The sequence below is a fragment of the Streptomyces smaragdinus genome (genome assembly GCF_009604385.1).
In the GTDB taxonomy this organism is placed as follows: Bacteria; Actinomycetota; Actinomycetes; order Streptomycetales; family Streptomycetaceae; genus Streptomyces; species Streptomyces smaragdinus.
Map to the genome: position 1 here is coordinate 20,464 of NZ_WEGJ01000049.1, position 18,519 is coordinate 38,982.

The 18,519-nt window shown below is 72.7% G+C and carries 15 protein-coding genes; 7 read left to right on the forward strand and 8 right to left on the reverse strand.

Annotated features, from left to right (window positions below; translation table 11 throughout):
- Positions 1-39 precede the first annotated feature (39 nt).
- Complete coding sequence (locus tag SRB5_RS32270; RefSeq protein ID WP_153457032.1) at positions 40-477, reverse strand: iron chaperone; 438 nt, start codon at positions 475-477, stop codon at positions 40-42.
- Between the two features lie 27 nt (positions 478-504).
- Positions 505-960, reverse strand: a complete 456-nt coding sequence (locus SRB5_RS32275) for a carboxymuconolactone decarboxylase family protein (protein ID WP_153457033.1) — start codon at positions 958-960, stop codon at positions 505-507.
- 238 nt (positions 961-1,198) lie between these two features.
- On the opposite strand from SRB5_RS32275, the gene SRB5_RS32280 reads away from it, so the two are divergent.
- Positions 1,199-1,582, forward strand: coding sequence for a rhodanese-like domain-containing protein (locus tag SRB5_RS32280; RefSeq protein WP_153457034.1), 384 nt, complete (start codon positions 1,199-1,201; stop codon positions 1,580-1,582).
- A 170-nt stretch (positions 1,583-1,752) separates the two neighbouring features.
- Complete coding sequence (locus tag SRB5_RS32285; RefSeq protein ID WP_323378844.1) at positions 1,753-4,044, forward strand: MMPL family transporter; 2,292 nt, start codon at positions 1,753-1,755, stop codon at positions 4,042-4,044.
- 79 nt (positions 4,045-4,123) lie between these two features.
- Here the strand turns inward: SRB5_RS32285 and SRB5_RS32290 are convergent, their stop codons facing one another.
- Positions 4,124-4,846, reverse strand: coding sequence for a 3'-5' exonuclease (locus SRB5_RS32290; RefSeq protein WP_153457035.1), 723 nt, complete (start codon positions 4,844-4,846; stop codon positions 4,124-4,126).
- 104 nt (positions 4,847-4,950) lie between these two features.
- Positions 4,951-6,225, reverse strand: coding sequence for an SAV2148 family HEPN domain-containing protein (locus tag SRB5_RS32295; protein WP_153457036.1), 1,275 nt, complete (start codon positions 6,223-6,225; stop codon positions 4,951-4,953).
- A 169-nt stretch (positions 6,226-6,394) separates the two neighbouring features.
- On the opposite strand from SRB5_RS32295, the gene treY reads away from it, so the two are divergent.
- Entirely contained in the window at positions 6,395-8,788 is a 2,394-nt protein-coding gene (gene treY, locus SRB5_RS32300; RefSeq protein ID WP_153457037.1) for a malto-oligosyltrehalose synthase, read from the forward strand.
- Here the strand turns inward: treY and SRB5_RS32305 are convergent.
- Genes SRB5_RS32305 through SRB5_RS32315 form a run of 3 tightly spaced genes read right to left on the reverse strand, consistent with a single transcriptional unit; the run spans position 8,778 to position 11,617 of the window.
- Positions 8,778-10,088, reverse strand: a complete 1,311-nt coding sequence (locus SRB5_RS32305) for a COG1361 family protein (protein WP_153457038.1) — start codon at positions 10,086-10,088, stop codon at positions 8,778-8,780. The genes treY and SRB5_RS32305 overlap by 11 nt on opposite strands.
- A gap of 11 nt (positions 10,089-10,099) precedes the next feature.
- A complete protein-coding gene (locus SRB5_RS32310) occupies positions 10,100-10,654 on the reverse strand; it encodes an exonuclease domain-containing protein (protein WP_153457039.1) in 555 nt (184 codons plus the stop codon).
- Between the two features lie 42 nt (positions 10,655-10,696).
- The gene (locus tag SRB5_RS32315) at positions 10,697-11,617 is read right to left on the reverse strand and encodes an ArsR/SmtB family transcription factor (protein ID WP_153457040.1); all 921 of its coding nucleotides are present in this window, start codon (positions 11,615-11,617) and stop codon (positions 10,697-10,699) included.
- 56 nt (positions 11,618-11,673) lie between these two features.
- On the opposite strand from SRB5_RS32315, the gene SRB5_RS32320 reads away from it, so the two are divergent.
- Together SRB5_RS32320 and SRB5_RS32325 are read left to right on the forward strand one after the other, a co-directional pair.
- On the forward strand, positions 11,674-12,942 hold the full coding sequence (locus SRB5_RS32320) for an MFS transporter (RefSeq protein ID WP_153457041.1): 1,269 nt from the start codon (positions 11,674-11,676) through the stop codon (positions 12,940-12,942).
- A gap of 54 nt (positions 12,943-12,996) precedes the next feature.
- Positions 12,997-14,613 (forward strand): penicillin-binding transpeptidase domain-containing protein, encoded by a 1,617-nt coding sequence (locus SRB5_RS32325; protein ID WP_153457042.1) that lies wholly within the window; start codon positions 12,997-12,999, stop codon positions 14,611-14,613.
- Here the strand turns inward: SRB5_RS32325 and SRB5_RS32330 are convergent.
- Positions 14,610-15,161 carry a DUF1707 and FHA domain-containing protein gene (locus SRB5_RS32330; protein WP_323378845.1) on the reverse strand — a complete coding sequence of 184 codons (552 nt, stop codon included), beginning with the start codon at positions 15,159-15,161 and terminating at the stop codon, positions 14,610-14,612. The two genes, SRB5_RS32325 and SRB5_RS32330, sit on opposite strands and share 4 nt — an antisense overlap.
- Before the next feature lie 143 nt (positions 15,162-15,304).
- On the opposite strand from SRB5_RS32330, the gene SRB5_RS32335 reads away from it, so the two are divergent.
- Both SRB5_RS32335 and SRB5_RS32340 read left to right on the forward strand, forming a co-directional pair.
- Positions 15,305-16,744: an acyl-CoA synthetase gene (locus tag SRB5_RS32335; RefSeq protein ID WP_323378846.1), complete on the forward strand. Its 1,440-nt coding sequence runs from the start codon at positions 15,305-15,307 to the stop codon at positions 16,742-16,744.
- A complete protein-coding gene (locus SRB5_RS32340; protein ID WP_153457045.1) occupies positions 16,737-18,074 on the forward strand; it encodes a carboxyl transferase domain-containing protein in 1,338 nt (445 codons plus the stop codon). Before SRB5_RS32335 ends, SRB5_RS32340 begins: the two co-directional genes overlap by 8 nt.
- Positions 18,075-18,519 lie beyond the last annotated feature (445 nt).

The window sequence follows — 18,519 nt, forward strand, 5'->3', positions numbered from 1 at the left end:
GGGGCGGAACTCGGTTCGGGTTCGCCCCGGGGAGGGCCGTCAGCTCACCGCGCGGGTCAGGAGGGCGGCGATCGTCGCCTCCGTGGCCTCCGTCAGCTCCGTGAGCGCGTACGACGTGGGCCATATCGTGCCGTCGTCGAGGTTCGCCGTGTCGGCGAACCCGATGGTGGCGTAGCGGGTGCTGAACTTCTTCGCCGGCTGGAAGTGGCAGACGATCTTGCCGGCGCCGTTGCAGTACGCGGGCATCCCGTACCAGAGCTTCGGCGCCAGGTCCGGTGCGCTCGCCGTGACGATCTCGTGGAAGCGTTCGGCCAGTTCGCGGTCGGACGGCTCCAGGCCGGCGATCTTCTCGGCGACGGCGGCCGCGTCGGCGGCGGCCTTCTCGGCCTTGGTGGTGCGGCGGGCCGCGGCCTTGAGTTCCTGGGCGCGCTGCTTCATCGCGTCGCGTTCCTCGAGGGTGAAGCCGTCGTACGTCATGGTGTGGCCCTTTCCGTGGGGAGGGGGTCAGCCCCAGGCGCCGGCGATCTGGCGGGTGGTGGCGTTGAGGCGGTTGAACATGTTGGTGACGCCGATCATCAGGACGATCGCGGCGAGCTGCTTCTCGTCGTAGAAGCCGGCGGCGGTGTCCCACAGTTCGTCGCTGACGGCCTCGGGGCGGTCGGCCAGCCGGGTGGCGGCCTCGGCGAGGGCGAGGGCGGCGCGCTCCTCGTCGCTGAAGTACGGGGCCTCGCGCCAGGCGGCGACGGTGGCCAGGCGCTCGTCGCTCAGGCCCGCCTTGCGGCCGGTCTTGGCGCCGGCGTCGACGCAGGCGCTGCAGCCGTTGATCTGGCTGACGCGCAGGTGCACCAGCTCGAGGGTCTGGCCGTCGACACCGCCGGCGTGGGCGGCCTTGAAGATGTCCTGAATCGGCTGCATGGCGTCGGACAGGACGACGGCGGGGTTCTGCATACGGGCTCGCATCACGGTTCTCCTTCTGGTCGCTGTCCCGGTGTTCCCCGGGGCATGTCCCTATTCCAGCCGCCGGGGCGCTCCGGGACGATGGACGTGGGACACGGTGGGACAGCTGAAGCGGCTCTGACCTGCGGGAACATCGCGGGATTCGGGTACTGTGGGGCGGGACAGCGGGTGTTGTCCGGAGCTTCGGCGAACAGATGTCCCCCTACCGTGGGCCGTCGGTCCGGTGGAGGATGTACGGACCATGGGAATCGACGAGCATCTCGACCGCGCCCGGTCCGGGCTGGACCGGCTGCTGCCGCGGCAGGCGGCGGCGGAGGCGGCCGCGGGAGCGGTACTGGTGGACACGCGGCCCGAGTTCCAGCGGCTGGCCGGAGGAAGCATTCCGGGGGCGCTGGTCATCGAGCGGAATCATCTGGAGTGGCGCTGCGATCCGACGTCGGGGGCGTCGGTGCCGCAGGCGGTGGACTTCGACGTGCGGTGGATCGTCCTCTGCGACGAGGGGTACGCGTCGTCGCTGGCCGCCGCGTCGCTGCGCGGGATCGGGCTGCACCGGGCCACGGACGTGGTCGGCGGCTTCCGGGCGTGGCGGGCGGAAGGGCTGCCGGTCGGCGCTTCCGCGGGCTAGATGTAAGGGACATCTATGGTCGGAGGTAGGGATAACCCCCCGTCGTAGGGTGGAGATACGGTCCCCTCGATTCACCGGGAAGCACGATGGGTCCGGCCCGGTCGCGCCCCTACCTTCGGTGAGGTGAGTGGGGGCGCCGGGCCCTCGCCGCTTCACGAGGGGACACGATCGTGGCGGACGACCGCCGTACACACGCAGGGAGCGGCCGGGGCAGGCCGCGGGGGATCGCCGCGCGCGTCGGTGGGTGGAGCGTCAGCCACCGGTGGGCCGCCGTACTGATCTGGGTCGCGTTCGTCGCCGTGGCGAGCCTCGCCGGGGCGGCCGCGGGGACCGCGCAGGTCAAGGACAAGGACGCGATCCCGGGGGAGATGCACGAGGCGCTGGCGATCCTGGACGACGCGGGGATCGAGGAGCCGGCCGGGGAGACCGTGCTGCTGCAGAGCACCGCCTCGGGGCCGAAGGCGGACGCGGCGGAGTTCAGGGCCGCCGTCGACGACGTGATCGGCGCGGTGCGGAAGACCGGTGAGGCCACGGCCGTCGTGTCGCCGTACGAGGCGAAGACGATTTCCGCCGACGGGCGGTCCGCGCTGGTGCAGTTCAAGATGAAGGGCGACCCGGAGACCGCGTTCGAGCGGGTCGAGCCGGTCCTCGACGCCGTCGAGGGGGTGCAGAAGCAGCACGAGGGCGAGCTGGTGATCGAGGAGATCGGCGGCGCCAGCATGGGGAAGACCTTCGAGGACGCTTTCGGCAGCGACTTCAAGAAGGCCGAGTACTCGGCGATCCCTGTCGCACTCGGCATCCTGTTGATCGCCTTCGGCGCACTGGTCGCGGCACTGCTGCCGGTTGTCCTGGCGATGACGGCGGTCGTCGCGACAGCGGGTCTGATGGGTGTCGTCAGCCATGTCCAGCCCATGAGCGAAACCGCGAGCAATGTGATGCTGCTGGTCGGTCTGGCCGTCGGTGTGGACTACTGCCTGTTCTATCTGCGCCGGGAGCGCGAGGAGCGGGAGAAGGGCCGCGACGGGCGGACGGCGCTGGAGATCGCGGCGGCCACCTCGGGGCGGGCCGTGTTGGTGTCGGGCATCACCGTGATCGTCGCGATGGCCGGGATGCTCTTCACCGGGCTGACCGAGTTCTCGGCCATGGGTGTGGCGTCGCTGATGGTCGTGGCCGTCGCCATGGTCGGCTCGGTGACCGTGCTGCCGGCGCTGCTGTCGCTGCTCGGTGAGCGGGTGGAGAAGGGCCGGGTGCCGTTCCTCAACCGCCTCAAGCGGGGCCGTACCAACGCGGGCGGCGAGAGCCGCGTGTGGCGCGCCGTGCTGACCCGGGTGCTGCGGGCGCCCTGGACGGCGCTGCTGCTGGCCGGGACGGCGCTGGTGGCGATCGCGCTGCCGGCGCTCGGGATGAACACCGCCAACCTCACCCTGGACCAGGAGTTCGGCGACTCGATGCCGATCGTCGACACGTACAACCGCGTCAACGACGCCTTCCCGGGCGGGTCCGACCCGGCCCAGGTCGTGGTCCGGGCCGACGACATCTCCTCGCCCGAGGTGAAGCGCGCCATCGGGGACTTCAAGCGGCAGGCCCTGGAGCGGGGCGCCTCCAAGGGGCCCATCGACATCGTCGTGCACGACAAGGAGAACATCGCGACGATCGACGTGCCGCTGGTCGGCGGGTCGGACGAGGACAAGGCGGAGCAGAGCCTGGTCCTGCTGCGGGACGAGATCCGGCCGGACACCCTCGGCAAGGTCTCCGGGCTGGACGCGCCCATCAGCGGTCAGGTCGCGGCGTCGAAGGACTTCAACGACAAGCTGGTCGGGGCCGTGGTCCCGGTGTTCGCCTTCGTGGTCGTCTTCGCCTTCGTGCTGATGCTGATGTGCTTCCGGTCGCTGACGATCGCGGTCACCTCGATTCTGCTCAACCTGCTGTCCGTGGGCGCCGCGTACGGCATCCTCACCGCCGTCTTCCAGCACGGCTGGGGTGCCGGGCTGGTGGGCGCCGAGGGCGTCGGGGCGATCGTGACCTGGCTGCCGCTGTTCCTGTTCGTCATCCTCTTCGGGCTGTCGATGGACTACCACGTGTTCGTGGTGTCCCGGATCCGCGAGGCGCGGATGCAGGGGCGCAGCACCCGGGACGCCATCGCGCACGGTGTCATCACCACGGCCGGTGTGGTCACCAGCGCCGCCGTGATCATGGTCGCGGTGTTCTCCATCTTCGGCACGCTGTCGATGCAGTCGATGAAGCAGATGGGCGTCGGCCTGGCCGCCGCCGTACTGATCGACGCGACGATCATCCGCGGTGTGATGCTCCCGGCCGCGATGGCGCTGCTCGACGACCGCAACTGGTACCTGCCGCGGTGGCTGAGGTGGCTGCCGGACATGACGCACGACGAGGAGTACGACGAGCCGGTCACCCTCGACAAGGCCGACGACCGCCGGGAGGACGCGCCGGTCCGGGTCTGACTCCGGCAGGATCGCTGGTCCGCGGCGGGCGTGGGGCTTCGGCCCCGCGTCCGCCGCGGCGCGTCCGGCGCTCGTCGCGTCAGTGGCCCGGGACCGGCTCCCGCAGCGGCCAGCGTATGTCGATGTCGTCGCCCGTACGGCCCTGGGAGCGCAGCCAGTGGCGGTAGCCCGCGGCCCAGTCGGCGTACCAGGTGACCTGCCAGCGGTGCAGGTCCCAGACCGTGGCACCGGACACCTTGGTGTGGCGCTCCGCGAGGGCGTGGGCCACCTGGACGGCCGCCAGGGCGTCGGACGCGGCGTCGTGGGCCGAGTCCAGGACCACGCCGTATTCGACGCAGACCGCCTCGAGGGTGCGCTTTCCCTTTCGGTAGCGGTCCACCGCCCGGTCTATCGTCAGGGGGTCGATCACCGGGCCCGGTTCATTGCCCGGGCCCATGCGGGCGGCCAGGGAGGGCAGATTGTGGCGGCTGAGTTCGGCGGCCAGCAGGGTGAGGTCGAAGGAGGCGTTGTAGGCGACCACCGGCGTGCCCTGCCGCCAGTGACGGACCAGTTCCGTCGCCACTTCGTCGGCCACCTCCGCCGGCGGGCGGCCTTCCGCGGTTGCCCTTGCCGTGGTGATTCCGTGGATGGCCACCGTTTCCGGTGGTATCGGGATACCGGGGTTCGCGAGCCATTCGTGGGTCGTCTTCGGCCGGCCGGCCCTGGTTTCTGTGATCGCTGCCGTGACGATTCGCGCCTCGCGCGGGTTTGTGCCCGTGGTTTCCAGGTCGAAGCCGATCAGGTCTTTGGCGTGCCACGACATGCTTCCTCCCCATCTGCGGGTTGTGCGTCCCCCGTGTGGTATTCACCGTGCCACGGGGGTCTGACAATTCCCGCCGCCGGGGTGCGGCCGCCGGTCCGCGGAGGCTACGAGACCGGGCGGCTGTCGCCCCACGTGGCCTCGAATTCCTCGCGATAGGTTTCGAACAGGCCCGGTTCGCCGCCTCCCTCGCCGTGGATCAGGGCGCGGCGGGCCGAGCGCAGGACCAGGGCCGGGGTTTCCATGGCCCTGGTGCGGCGGAGGTACGTCTGGACCACGCCCACGCCGTCCGCGCCGTCGCCGTCCACCAGGTAGGCGGTGAAGCGCGGGGTGTCGTCGAAGACGCGAATCTCGAAGAGCGCGCCGGGGTCCTGGCCGACCGGCCCCCGGACCCGGGAGCGGACCCGGCGCATGTAGCGGATGTTCAGCTCCACCGAGCGGCTGAGCTCGCCCTTGCGCAGCTCCAGCTCCCGCTCCCGGCGCCGCACGGCGCTGCCCGCCGGGTTGAGGAAGAGCAGCCGGATCCGGCAGCCGGACTCCACGAGCCGGACCAGCCGCCGGGCCGAGAAGTTCTGCACGAGCAGATTGAGGGACACCCCGAGCGCGTCGATCTTCCGCGCGCCGCTGAACAGGTCCTCCACGGGCAGCTGCCGCTGCAGCCGCACCCGGTCCGGGTGGACGCCCACCACGTCGGCGTACCGGTCGGCGATGAGCTCCTCCACCGCGTCGACGGGCAGCCGGTCGCCGGCGGGCCGGTCCGCGGCGCTGCCGCCGAGCATGTCGAGCACCCGGGCGGAGGCCCGTTCGGCCTGGGCGAGGACGGCCTCGGACAGGGCGCGGTTGCGGGAGACGACGTTACGGGCCACCTCCAGCTCGTCCAGCGCCAGTTCCAGCGCCCGCCGGTCGTCGAGGAACGGCTCGAAGCACGGCCAGTGCTGGACGGTCAGCTCGCGCAGCTGCGGCAGCGTGAGGAAGGCGAGCAGATTGTCGTCGGCGGGGTCGAGGAGATAGCCCTTGCGCCGGCTGACCTCGTGCACGGCGACGGCCCGCTGCACCCACTCCTGTCCGGCCGGGCCGGCGGCGGCGACCACCCACTCCTCGCCGTGCACGGGTTCGTAGATGGGCCGCAGCACCGCGCCCACCACGGACCGCAGCCGCTGTTCGACGAGATTGAGCCAGATATAGGCCCGCCCGGCACGGCGCGCGCGGGTGCGCACCTCGCTCCAGGCGTCGGCGCCCCACTCCGCCAAACCGGTCCCTGCTCCCATCTGCACGGGCCGCACCAGGGAGACCGCGCCCGGCTCCGCGTCGCGAGGCCCCTCGCCCTCCCGGCGGCCCTCACCGGGGCTGCCGGGAGGGAGCTCCAGACCTCCCGAACTCAACGCCGTACCGCCCTTTCCCCTACCCCGCTCATACGATCACCGCAGCGTACTGTGCGGGCACCGCGAGGCGCACCCCGATCACCTCACTGACGCCACAACTCTCCCGCCGCCCGGTAGCCTTGCCCCTCCGGCGCACGGCGGCCCGGACGCGCCGGGTACCTTCCCCTCCATGACCCTCGCGTCCCCTCCGGTCCCCACGGCCACCTACCGGCTCCAGCTCCAGCCGGAGTTCGGCTTCGAGGAGGCGGTGGCGGCGCTGCCGTACCTGTCGTCCCTCGGCGTCTCGCACCTGCATCTGTCGCCCCTGCTCGAGGCGGTGCCCGGTTCGACGCACGGGTACGACGTGGTGGACCACTCGCGGGTACGCGCCGAGCTGGGCGGCGAGGACGGGCTGCGCCGGCTGGCGTCCGCCGCCCGGGGCCACGGTCTGGGGCTGGTCGCGGACATCGTGCCGAACCATATGGCCGTCCCCGCGCCCGAGCGGCTCAACCGGCCGCTGTGGGAGGTGCTGCGCGAGGGCCCCGAGTCGCCGTACGCGCGCTGGTTCGACATCGACTGGACGCGGCACGACGGGCGGATCCTGATGCCCGTGCTGGAGGACCGTCTCGGCCGTGAGCTGCGCCGGCTGGAGGTGCACGGCGACGTACTGCGCTACCGGGCGCACGAGTTCCCGCTGCGGCCGGGCACGGAGCGGCTGCCGCTGCCGGAGCTGCTGCGGGCGCAGCACTACCGCCTCGGGTGGTGGCGGCTGGCGCGGACGGAGCTCAACTACCGGCGGTTCTTCACCGTCTCCGGGCTGATCGGCCTGCGCGTGGAGGACCCCGTCGTCTTCGACGCCACCCACGCCAAGATGGTGGACCTGGTACGCGACGGGGTGCTCGAGGGCCTGCGCGTCGACCACCCCGACGGGCTGGCGGACCCGCGCGGCTATCTGCGCCGCCTCGAGCAGGCCACCTTGGGGCGCTGCTGGACGGTCGTCGAGAAGATCCTCGCCGACGGGGAACGGCTGCCGGAGGACTGGCCGGTCGCCGGGACGACGGGGTACGACGCGCTGCGGCACATCGACGGCGTGTTCGTCGACCCCGAGGGGGCGGCGGAGCTGGCCCGCCGGTACGCCGCGTTCACCGGCGCTCCCCCGGACCGCGGCGGGCAGTGGCGGCCGACGCTGCGCCGGGCGGCGTGGAAGGTCGTCGCGCACGAGCTGGTGGCGGAGGTCGACCGGCTGACGCGCGTCGCCGGACGGATCTGCGCCGCCGATCCCCGGCTGCACGACATCGCCCCCTGGGCGCTGGGGCAGGCGGTGCGGGAGATGCTCGTACGGATTCCGGTGTACCGGCCGTACGCGCAGCCCGGCGAGGAGCCGTCGCCGGGGGACGAGATGCTGCTGGAGCGGGTGGCGGAGCGGGCGCGGCGGACGTTCGCCGTTCCGGGCGAGGCGGACGCCGCGGACATGATCCGGGACGCGGCGCTGGGGCGGCTGGGGGACTCCCCCGACCACCGGGACTTCGCCGCCCGGTTCGCGCAGACGTCGGCGGCGCTGCACGCCAAGGCGACGGAGGACAGGGCGTTCTACCGTTTCCCGGCGCTGCTGTCGGCGTGCGAGGTGGGCGGCGATCCGGGCGGCGCCGCGGTGTCGCCGGGGGACTTCCACGCGTTCAGCGCCGGTGTGCAGCGCGACCGTCCGCACACCGGGACGGTGCTGACGACGCACGACACGAAACGCAGCGCCGACGTACGGGCGCGTACCGCGGTGCTCTCCGAGTACGCCGCCGAGTGGGCGGACTTCGTCGCCGCGACCGACGCGCACGCCGCCCGCTTCGGGCCGCCGGCCCCGGACGCGCATGTGGCGTGGCTGGCCTGGCAGACGGCGTACGGCGTCGGCTTCCCGCACCCCGACCAGGTGAAACCCGCGCTGCTGAAGGCGGTACGGGAGGCGGGGCTGCGGACGAGCTGGACGGAGCCGCGGACGGATTACGAGGAGGCGGTGGCCGCGTTCGCCGACAACGGCCCGTGCGGACCGTCGATGTACGCCACGCAGGGCTTCGCCAACGAGCGTGACGCGGCGGTGACGGCGAACGAACTGGGCGCCGCCCTGCTGCATCTGACGATGCCCGGCGTGCCCGACGTGTACCAGTGCACCGAGGCCCGCTACCGCGCGCTGGTCGACCCCGACAACCGCCGCCCCGCCAAGCTCCCGGACCGCCCGTACGACCCCGCCGCGCCGAACCAGTCGGACGTCAAACGGCGGCTGACGGCGACGGCGCTGAGGCTGCGCAAGGCGCACCCGCAGTGGTTCGACCACCGGGGGACGTACGAACCGGTCGCCGCGCCGGACCACATGCTGGCGTTCACCCGCTCCGGCGCGGTCCTGACGGCCGTGACCCGGCTGGCGGGCGGGCTGGAGCGGGCGGGCGGCTGGGGGGACGCGGAGCTCGAGCTGCCGGAGGGCGAGTGGCGGGACCTCCTGCGCACGGCGCCGGTGCTGCGGGGGCGGGTGCGGGCGGCGGAGCTGTTCGCGGAGCTGCCGGTGGCGCTGCTCGTGGCGGAGGGGGTCACCGGCTGACTGTGACGGGGGCGGTGTCGTTCGCCGCGCGGTGGTCCCATCGTCCGCCGTCCACGGTGACCGTGCCGCGGCCGCCGGTGTACTCGATGTGCAGGGTGAAGCCGAAGGTCTCGGTGGCGCCCGGCTCGAGGTTGTACACGGTGCACGTGTACTCGACGGTGTCCCGCTCGCAGGCGGGCTCGTACGCGTCCTCGTCGATCGCCGTCATCGGCTGTTTCACGACCCGGGTGCCCTCGGGGACGGTGAACCGCACGCGCGCCGGCTGCCCCTTCCCCGGGCCGAGGTTCTTCACGCCCACGGAGATCTCCCGCTCGCTGCCGGGCTCGCCGCTCAGGGTGTCGCCGACGGCCGCGTAGTCGCTGGTGACGTCGAGCTCCACGATCGTCGACGCTTCCGCGCCGTCGCTGAACGACCCGTCGCCGCCCGGGGTCACCGCGGCGCTCAGCGCCGGTCCGCGGCCCGGGTCACCGCCGTCCGGCCAGTGGCTGTACTGACGCGGCCCGACGTCCAGCGGCCAGGCCTCCTGCACGATGCCCGACCGGACGTTGCCGCCCCCCGCGACCGCGATGAGCGCGGGCGCGAGGGTCACGGTCCCGCCGGCGGGCACCCGCAGCCCGGGGAGGGTGCAGACGGCGGTACCGCGGGATTCCTGGTAACGGCAGTTCTCCGCCTCGGGCTCGAGCGACATGCCCTCCTGCACGCTCACCCCGAAGGCCAGTCCCACGACGTCCGCCTCGCCGGTGTTGCGTACCGTGAGAGGCAGCTGGACCTCCGCGCCGGGAGACACGCGGGTGAGCTTGGCCGGCGTCCTCACGTGGAGCACCGGTTCGCCGACGACGAGCCGCGTGCGGCCGGTGAGGACGGCGCCGGCCGCCGTCGTGTAGCGGTAACGGACCACCGCCCGCGCCCCGACCCTGCCGCCCTTCGCGGCGACGGGGGCGACGAGCCAGGGCCCGCCCCAGTTGGACCACGTCGCCGGGACGGTGCACGTCACCTCGCGGTCGTCCCCCCGGCAGTCACGCGGGGTGGATATCTTGAGCCGTACGTCCTTCCCCGGCCCCTCGAGGCGCATCGTCAGCCGCCCGTCCTCACCGGTGGCGGACCCCAGCCCCGTACCGTCCCGAACCGCGACCCGGAACGGCGTCTTGTCCTTCGCCCCTTCGCGGTCGCCGTGGGGCCGCAGATAGAAGACCTCCGGCACGCTCAGCCCGGGCCCCTCCGCCCGCTCCCCCGGATCCGCCGCACAGCCGCTCACGAGGAGCACGGCGGGACACAGGACGGCGGCGAGTCGGCGATACATGCCGCAGCACCCTAGCGCCCCGCCGTGAGCAGCCCTCCGAGCAGTGCCGCGATGTTCCAGGCGTCGTCCGCCCCGCGATGGTGGGTGCCCTCCAGCGGCAGCCCCGCGTGCTCGAGGGCTCCCGCCATGCCCAGTTCGCGGCCGAGGGCGTGGCTCAGGGAGTACAGCGTCTTGATGTTCAGATGCCGGGTGCCGAACGGGTACGGGACGTCCGTCGCCGCGCACTGACGGGCGAACTGGTCGCGGTCGTAGTTCCCCCAGCTCCCCCACACCCGGCGGTGCGCCCGGTACTCGTCGCGCAGCAGCGCGCACGCGTCGGCGAACGGCACACCGTCCGCGACCTGTCCGGCGGTGAGCGTGGTCAGTTCCGTGCAGAAGTCGCTGACCTCCGACCGCTCGGGCCGTACGAGAACCGACCGCCGCCCGGCGCGGTCGCCGGTGGCGGGGTCGAGGGTGCACACGCCGATCTCGATGATCTCGGAGACCATGCCGTCGGGCGGCGGCCCGTCCCAGCAGGTGGATTCGACGTCGACGACCAGGATCCGGTCGAGCTGCAGCTTGGCCATAGCGGCCAGGGAAGCACGGCGCCGACGGCCCCGGCATCCCGTTTACGGACCCGCCGCCCGCAGCAGCGTCTCCGCCGCGCTCGTACGCGCGTACAGCACGACGCGCCCCGTGCGGTGCGGTGTGACGAGTCCCGCCCGGCGCAGGGCCGTCAGATGCTGCGAGACGCCGCCCGCGGTGAGCGAGAGGCGGCCGGCGAGGTCGGTGGTCGTGGCCGGCTCGACCAGTTCCGCCAGCAGCCGCGCCCGCGTGCGCCCCAGCACCGCCGCCAGCCCCTCCGGCGCCGAGGTGCGGCGCGGGGTCCACAGCGTGGCCAGGCCCCGGGGCGGATAGCGCACGGTGGGCTGCCACACCTCGCCGGTGACCGAGAACACCCGCGGCGACACGAACGCGGAGGGCACCAGGAGCAGCCCCCGGCCGTCCAGCCGCCGGGCGCCGCGCGCGCACCGGCTCGCGAGCTGCAGCGTCCCGGAGTCCCAGGCGATCTGCGGGTCGAGGTCGTCGAACAGCCGCTGCGCGCCGCCCTCCGCCAGCCGCCGCGCCCGGTGCAGGACGTCGCCCTCGAGCAGGGTGCGGATCCGCGGCCAGTACGGGGCCATCGCCAGCTCCCAGTACGCCGCCACGGTGTCCGCGAGCCGCGCGAGCTCCACCCCCGGCGTACGTATCCACTCCGCCGGCGTCGAACGCAGCGCCGCCAGCTCGACGTCCAGCGACGGCTGCGGGGTGGTGGGCGGCGGGCAGAGGAAGCCGGGGATGCTTCCCTCGACGGGGATCAGCTCGGTGAGGGGCGACAGGTCGAGCCGTGAGGCCGCCAGCCGGGGGCGGACCCGCTCGAGCCAGCGCCGGTGCAGCGTCTGGTCGGGTGCCCCCTTGAGGACCCGTACGCCAGCGACGACTTCCCACAGCGGGGAGATCGCAAACCGGGTCCGGGCCACGTCGTCCAGCGTGAACTTCACCTCGAGCATTCAGCCGAGGCTAAATCACTTCGCCCGGCCGGGACACCGGCCGCAAGGTCGTCCGCATGCCCTCCGACTCCCCCTGGCGGACACCCGCCTTCCGCCATCTGTTCGCCGCCACGGCCGCCAGCCAGCTCGGCACCCACATCGGCTACGTCGCCATGCCCCTGGTCGCCGCCCTCGCGCTGGACGCCGGCCCCGGGGCGGTGGGGCTCCTCGCCACGCTGAGCACGGCCGCGTTTCTCCTCATCGGCCTGCCCGCCGGCGCCTGGGTGGACCGGCTGCCGCGCCGCCCGGTGCTCGTCGCCGCCGACCTCGTACGGGCCGCGCTGCTGGCCTCCGTCCCGCTGGCGTGGTGGCTGGACGTGCTCAGCCTCGGGCAGTTGTACGCGGTGGTGCTGCTCGGCGGCTGCGCCACGGTGTTCTTCGACGTGGCCTCGCAGAGCTACCTCCCCGCCCTCGTCGGCCCCGCCGCCCTGGTCCGGGCCAACTCGGCCGTCGTCGGCCTGCAGGCGGTGTCCACGGTCGGCGGACGCGGCGCGGGCGGGCTGGCCGTGTCGGCGCTGGGGGCGCCCGCCGCCGTCGCGGTGCACGCGGTCAGCTATCTGCTCTCCGCCCTGTCCCTCGCCCGGATCCGCGTCACCGAGGCACCGCGCCCCCGGGTCCGCCGCGCGCTGCGGGCGGAGATGCGCGAGGGGATACGGCACGTGTTCGGCCATCGCGAGCTGCGCGCCCTCGTCCTCGGGGCCGCCTGCGCCAACTTCGGCTCCGCCGCGATCAACACCATGCTGCCCGTCCTGGTCACCCGTCAGCTGGGTCTGTCCCCCGCGCTGCTCGGCGTCTACTGGGCGATCGGCGGCGTCGGGACGTTCGCCGGCTCCGTCTGCGCCCGTCCGCTCGCCGCCCGCTTCGGGTACGGCCGCACGCTGGCCACCGCCGGCTTCCTCGTCGCGCCCGCCGGGCTGCTGATCCCGCTGTTCGACCGGGGCGGCTGGATGTGGGTGGCGGCGCTCGGTTCGCTGCTCGTGTCCGTGAAGTTCGGCACGGACAACGTCCTCGGCGTCAGCCTGCGCCAGCGCCTCACACCGCCGGAGCTGCTCGGCCGGATGAACGCCACCTTCCGATTCGTGCTGATGGGCGCACTGGCCGTCGCCGCGGGCACCTCGGGCCTGATCGGCGAGTACGCGTCCGTACGCGCGGCGATGTGGACGGGAGGCGCCTTCATGGCGCTGGCGTTTCTGCCCGTTTTCCTGTCACCCGTCCGTAAACGTCGGGACCTTCCCGCCGATGGTCGACTCGAACATGATCTACCCGTCGGTACCAGGGCGGGTTAGATTGCACGGGGCCTGCGGGGGCAGGTCCGGTCCAACGGGGAGGGGTGCGACGGTATGGGCGCGGCAGGGAAATGGATACTCGGGCTGGTCATCGCCGGGATGCTGGGGCTGGCCGGGTTCGGGGTCTACAACGTGATGAACGGCATCAGCGGCGGCTCGTCCGGCTCCGCCGGTTCGGACGACAAGCCGTCCGGGCCGTTGAAGGCCGGGGAGGTACGTGACGCGGCGGACGCGTTCCTGGACGCCTGGGCCAAGGGGGACATGCGGCAGGCGGCCGCGCTGACGGACAACGACGCGGCGGCCCTCGACGGGCTGCAGGCGTACCGGAGGGACGCCGGTATCGAAAAGGCGTCCTTCACCGCGAAGCCTCCGGTGGGCGACGAGGTCGCGTTCGAGGTGAAGGCGAAGGTAGTCCACGAGAAGCTGAGCAAGCCGCTGTCGTACGAGTCCGAGCTGACGGTCGTACGGGGCACCGTCTCGGGAAACCCCCTCGTCAAGTGGCAGCCGTCCGTTCTGCACCCGGAGCTCGGCGAGGGCGAGTCGCTGGTGACCGGCGAGGCGGACACCCCTCAGGTGGAGGCGGTGGACCGGAACGGGAAGACGCTGGACCCCAAGACGTATCCGTCGCTGCGGCCCGTACTGGCGGAGCTGCGGGACAAGTACGCGGACAAGCTGTCGGGCACCGCGGGCGTCGAGCTCTCCGTCGAGGGACCGCAGGGGACGACGACGCTGCTGACGCTGTCGAAGGGCAAGCCCGCGCGGCTGAAGACGACGCTGGACGCGAGGGTGCAGGCGGCGGCAGAGAAGGCGGTCGCCACGTACGACGAGGCGTCCGTCGCGGCGGTCGATCCGGTGAGCGGTGGCGTGCTGGCGGTGGCGAACTCGGGGAAGGTGGACTTCAACGCGGCGTTCATGGGCGGGCGGGCGCCGGGGTCGACGTTCAAGATCGTGACGGCGGCGGCGATCTTCACGCAGGATCCGGGGTCGGGGCCGGGGTCCACGACGAAGTGCTACGAGAGCCGCTCGATCGAGAACGGGCGGTCGTTCGTCAACGACGAGGGCCTGAAGGGCATCTCCGGGGACTCGACACTCGCCGTGAACTTCGCCAAGTCCTGCAACACCGGCTTCATCGACTACGCGTACCGCCATCACCTTTCGGACACCGCCCTCGCCGACACCGCCCGCCGCTACTTCGGCCTCGGCGAGAACAACTGGGCCACCGGCATCAAGTCGGCGGACGGCCGGATCCCCAGCGAGAGCGGCGACGGCAAGTGGGCCGCCCTCATCGGCCAGGGTGCCGTCACGGTGAACCCGCTCAACATGGCATCCGTAGCGGCGACCGTCAGCCGCGGCTCCTTCCACCAGCCGGTGCTCCTGGCGGACGTCGGCAAGCCGGTCGCGACGGCGAGCCCGCTGCCGGGACAGGTCGGCGGCTACCTCCGGAGCATGATGCAGCAGGCCGTGGGGAACGGCACCGCGTCGGGCCTCGGCCTGCCGCCGGGCTCGGGCGCCAAGACCGGCACCGCGGAGGTCGACGGCGCCAAGGCGGACAGCTGGTTCACGGCGTTCAGCGGCAGCGGCCGGATCGCCGCGGCGGCGTGGGTGAAGGGCGGCGGCCACGGACGGGACGCGGCGGGGCCCATCGTCGTGAAGGTGCTGAACGCGGGCTAACCGGCGGTCAGCCGGAACCGCGTCTCCCCGAAGCCCACCTGATCCCCCGGCTTGACCATCGCCGAGCCGGTGATCCGGTGGCCGTTGACGAACGTCCCGTTCGACGAGCCCAGGTCCCGTACGATCCACGCCCCGCCCCGGCACAGCAGCTCGGCGTGCACCCGCGACACCGTGTCGTGCATCAGCCGCAGCCCGTTCACCGGATCGCGCCCGATCCGCAGCGGATACGGGCGGGGCGTCGGCAGGACCAGCGGCGGCAGCTTCTCCGTCTGCCACGCCAGCCGTACCCGCTCGCCGAACGCCGACACCTTCGCCACCGAACCGACGACCGTCCGGGTGAACCAGCCGTCCTTCGGCAGGTCGGAGATGAGCGCGTCGAGCTGATCGCGGGCCCGGGCCTCGAGGACCAGCTCCATCCGGCGCAGGAAGGTGTCCTGGGACAGCAAGCCCTGGGCGGCACCCTCGCGCAACTGGTCGAGGGCACGGTCCCGTTCGCGGTCCGAGACCCGCGCCAGACCCCCGGGCGTCGGCAGCTCATTAACGCTCACCGCATGATTGTCGGCTCGTCCGGTGATCGATGTCCAGTCCGGGCGGGGCCGGAATCCGATCGGCGGACGACCCTGACCTGTACCGTTACAAACCCGGTGCCGCTTCGGGACGTACCGCCGACGCATCCCCAGGAGTCCGCGACGTGACCTCGTTGTTCCCCGCCCTGCACAGCAGCCCCGAGCGCCCCGCGCTCGCCTTCCCGGACCTGACGCTGCGGTACGGCGAGCTCGCCGCCGCGGCGGGCAGCCTCGCGGCGCACCTGTCCGGCACCGGACGGATCGCCGTGTGGGCGACGCCCGCGCCCGAGACGGCCGTCGCCGTGGTCGCCGCGCTCCTCGCCGGCGTGGCGGCCGTGCCCGTCAACCCGAACATCGGCGAGCGGGAGCTGGCGCACATCGTGTCCGACAGCGCCCCCACGGCGGTGCTGGCGGCCGCGAAGGACGAACTTCCCGGCCCACTGTCGGCGTTGCCGCGAATCGACGTCCCTCTGACGTCGGAGGCCCCCGGGACACCCCCGGTCGAGCACGACCCCCTGACGCCCGCCCTGGTGATCTACACCTCCGGCACCACCGGCCCGCCCAAGGGCGTCGTGATCCCGCACCGGGCGATCGCCGCCAACCTCGACGACCTCGCGGACGTCTGGCACTGGACGGCGGACGACGTGGTGGTGCACGGGCTGCCGCTGTTCCACGTCCACGGTCTGGTGCTCGGCGTCCTCGGCCCGCTGCGGCGGGGCGGTACGGTGCGCCATCTGGGCCGGTTCAGCCCGGAGGGTGTGGCGGACGCGCTGTCGGGGAACGGCACGATGCTGTTCGGCGTACCGACGATGTACCACCGGCTGGCGCTGGCGCTGCCCGACTCCCCGTCGCTGGTCGCGGCGCTCTCCGGCGCGCGGCTGCTGGTGTCGGGTTCGGCGGCGCTGCCGCTGACGGACCACCGGTGGATCACCGGGGCCACGGGGCAGCGGATCGTCGAGCGGTACGGGATGACGGAGACCCTGATGAACACCAGCGTCCGACTCGGCGACACCCAGGCGGCGGGGACCGTCGGACAGCGGCTGGGGTCGGTCGAGGCGCGGCTGACGGACGACTCCGGCGCGCCGATCGACGGCTCGGACGGTGAGACGGTCGGCGAGATCGAGGTGCGGGGGCCGCATCTGTTCACCGGCTATCTGGGGCGGCCGGAGGCTACGGCGGCGGCGTTCCGGGACGGCTGGTTCCGTACGGGGGACATGGCGGTACGGGACTCCGACGGGCGGTTCCGGATCGTGGGACGGCGGGCGACGGACCTCATCAAGAGCGGCGGCTACAAGATCGGCGCCGGTGAGATCGAGAACGCGCTGCTGGAACACCCCGGCGTGGCGGAGGCGGCGGTCACCGGGGCGCCGGACACCGATCTCGGGGAGCGGATCGTGGCGTGGGTCGTCCCCTCGCACGGCGCGGAGCCGCCCTCCCCCGGCGAGCTGGCGGACCATGTCGCCCGCCTCCTGGCTCCGCACAAACGCCCGCGGGAGGTGCGGTTTCTCACCGCTCTCCCCCGGAACGACATGGGCAAGGTCATGAAACGATCGCTGGATGGCTGACCGGCCCACCGCCCGTACGCTCCTCGCCGAGATCACGACGGCCTTCCGCGAGCTCCTCCCGGAAGTCACGGCCCAGCCCGCCGACGGGCCGCTCGGGTGGCCGGGATACGACGTGGCGCGCGACGCCGCGGCATCCCGTACGGGCGAGCCGGAGTCGGTCGTCTGCGGCACCGCCCGGATCGGCGGGGTCGAAGCCGTCGTGATCGCCTTCGAGTTCGGCTTCCTCGGCGGCTCGCTGGGCGAGCGGACGGGCGACCGGATCAAGGCGGCGTTCGACACGGCCCGTACGCACCGGCTGCCGGTGGTGTCGCTGATCGCCACCGGGGGAAGCCGGATGCAGGAGGGCATGCGAGCGCTGGTCCAGCTCCGCCGCATCGCCGGCGCCGCGTCCCGCGCCCGGGCGGCCGGGGTGCTCCAGCTGGCGGTGGCCTGCGACCCCACGACGGGCGGCGGCTGGGCCACGCTGGGCGCGGGGGCGGACGTCACGCTCGCCCTCCCGTCGGTGCAGATCGGCTTCGCGGGCTCGCGGGTACGGCCCCCCGACGCGGACCCGTCGGCGTACACGGCGGAGGACCAGCTGGCGCACGGACACATCGACGCGATCGTCGCCCGGACCTCGCTGACGGACGCCCTCTCGGAACGTCTCACGCTGCTGACGTCCCCCAGCGGGAATCCGGCGGACCCTCCCCCGGCGCTGCACCCGTCCCCCGGCCTGCCGGCCACGGGCTGGGAGGCCGTCCAACGGGCCCGCGCCGCCTCGCGCCCCCGGGCGGACGCGTACCTGGACGCGTACTTCACCCACCGCACGGAACTCTCGGGCGACCGCTGCGGCGGCGTGGACGAGGCCGTCACCTGCGGCTTCGGCCACCACCCGGGCCACGGCACGATCGCGTACGCGGCCCAGCGCGGCCTCCCGGTCCACCCCTCGGGCTACCGCACGACCACCCGCCTCCTCCGCCTGGCGGCCCGCCTGGGCATCCCGGTCCTGACCCTGATCGACACCCCGGGCGCGGCGAACGACGCCCTCGCGGAACGCACGGGCGCGGGCCCCTCGATCGCGGAGGTCTTCGCCGCCGTAGCCGAATCCCCAGTCCCGGTGACCACCCTGGTCATCGGCGAGGGCGGCTCGGGCGGCGCCCTGGCCCTGGCGTCCCCGGACCGCACGTGGGTCACCCCGGACAGCTACTTCTCCGTGATCGCCCCGGAGCTGGCGACGGCAATCCTGAAACGCCCGCTGGAGGACGCTCCGGCCACGGCGGACCAACTGGGGCTGCGGCCGCAGGATCTGGTGGAGCTGGGGTTCGCGCGGGGGATTGTCGAATTGAAGTAACAGAGCGCGAGTCTGTTGAGACGCACGCGGCGTTGTAGCCGCGCATCCTTCAATTCCTGCTACGACAAGGGGACGTGGAAGTCGATATTCCTTCCGTCCTCACGTCTGCCTGCCGCCACCAGCCGGACGACTGGCCTACGGGCCCGAGATACAGGTCAAATCTTCGCGGAGACGACAAAGACAGGGCAAAAACTACCAACCTCGATTCGTCAGCGGCGATCGCCGCTTGTTGAGGCGGTGAGTTCGCCCCGTTTGTTCCGCTAGTAGGCGAATGGGGCCGTCGCGTGTCGCTGCGGCTGCGCCGGATTCCACGGAGACGGGAATGTCTTGAGTTTTGTGTATGCCCTTTCTTTGACGTCTTGGGGGTTTAGTTCTAGTTGGTCACTCGTTCGTGGCGAGGGGTAGTCCGTCGAGGTCGATTCGGTCGCCGTAGAAGCCGACGAGG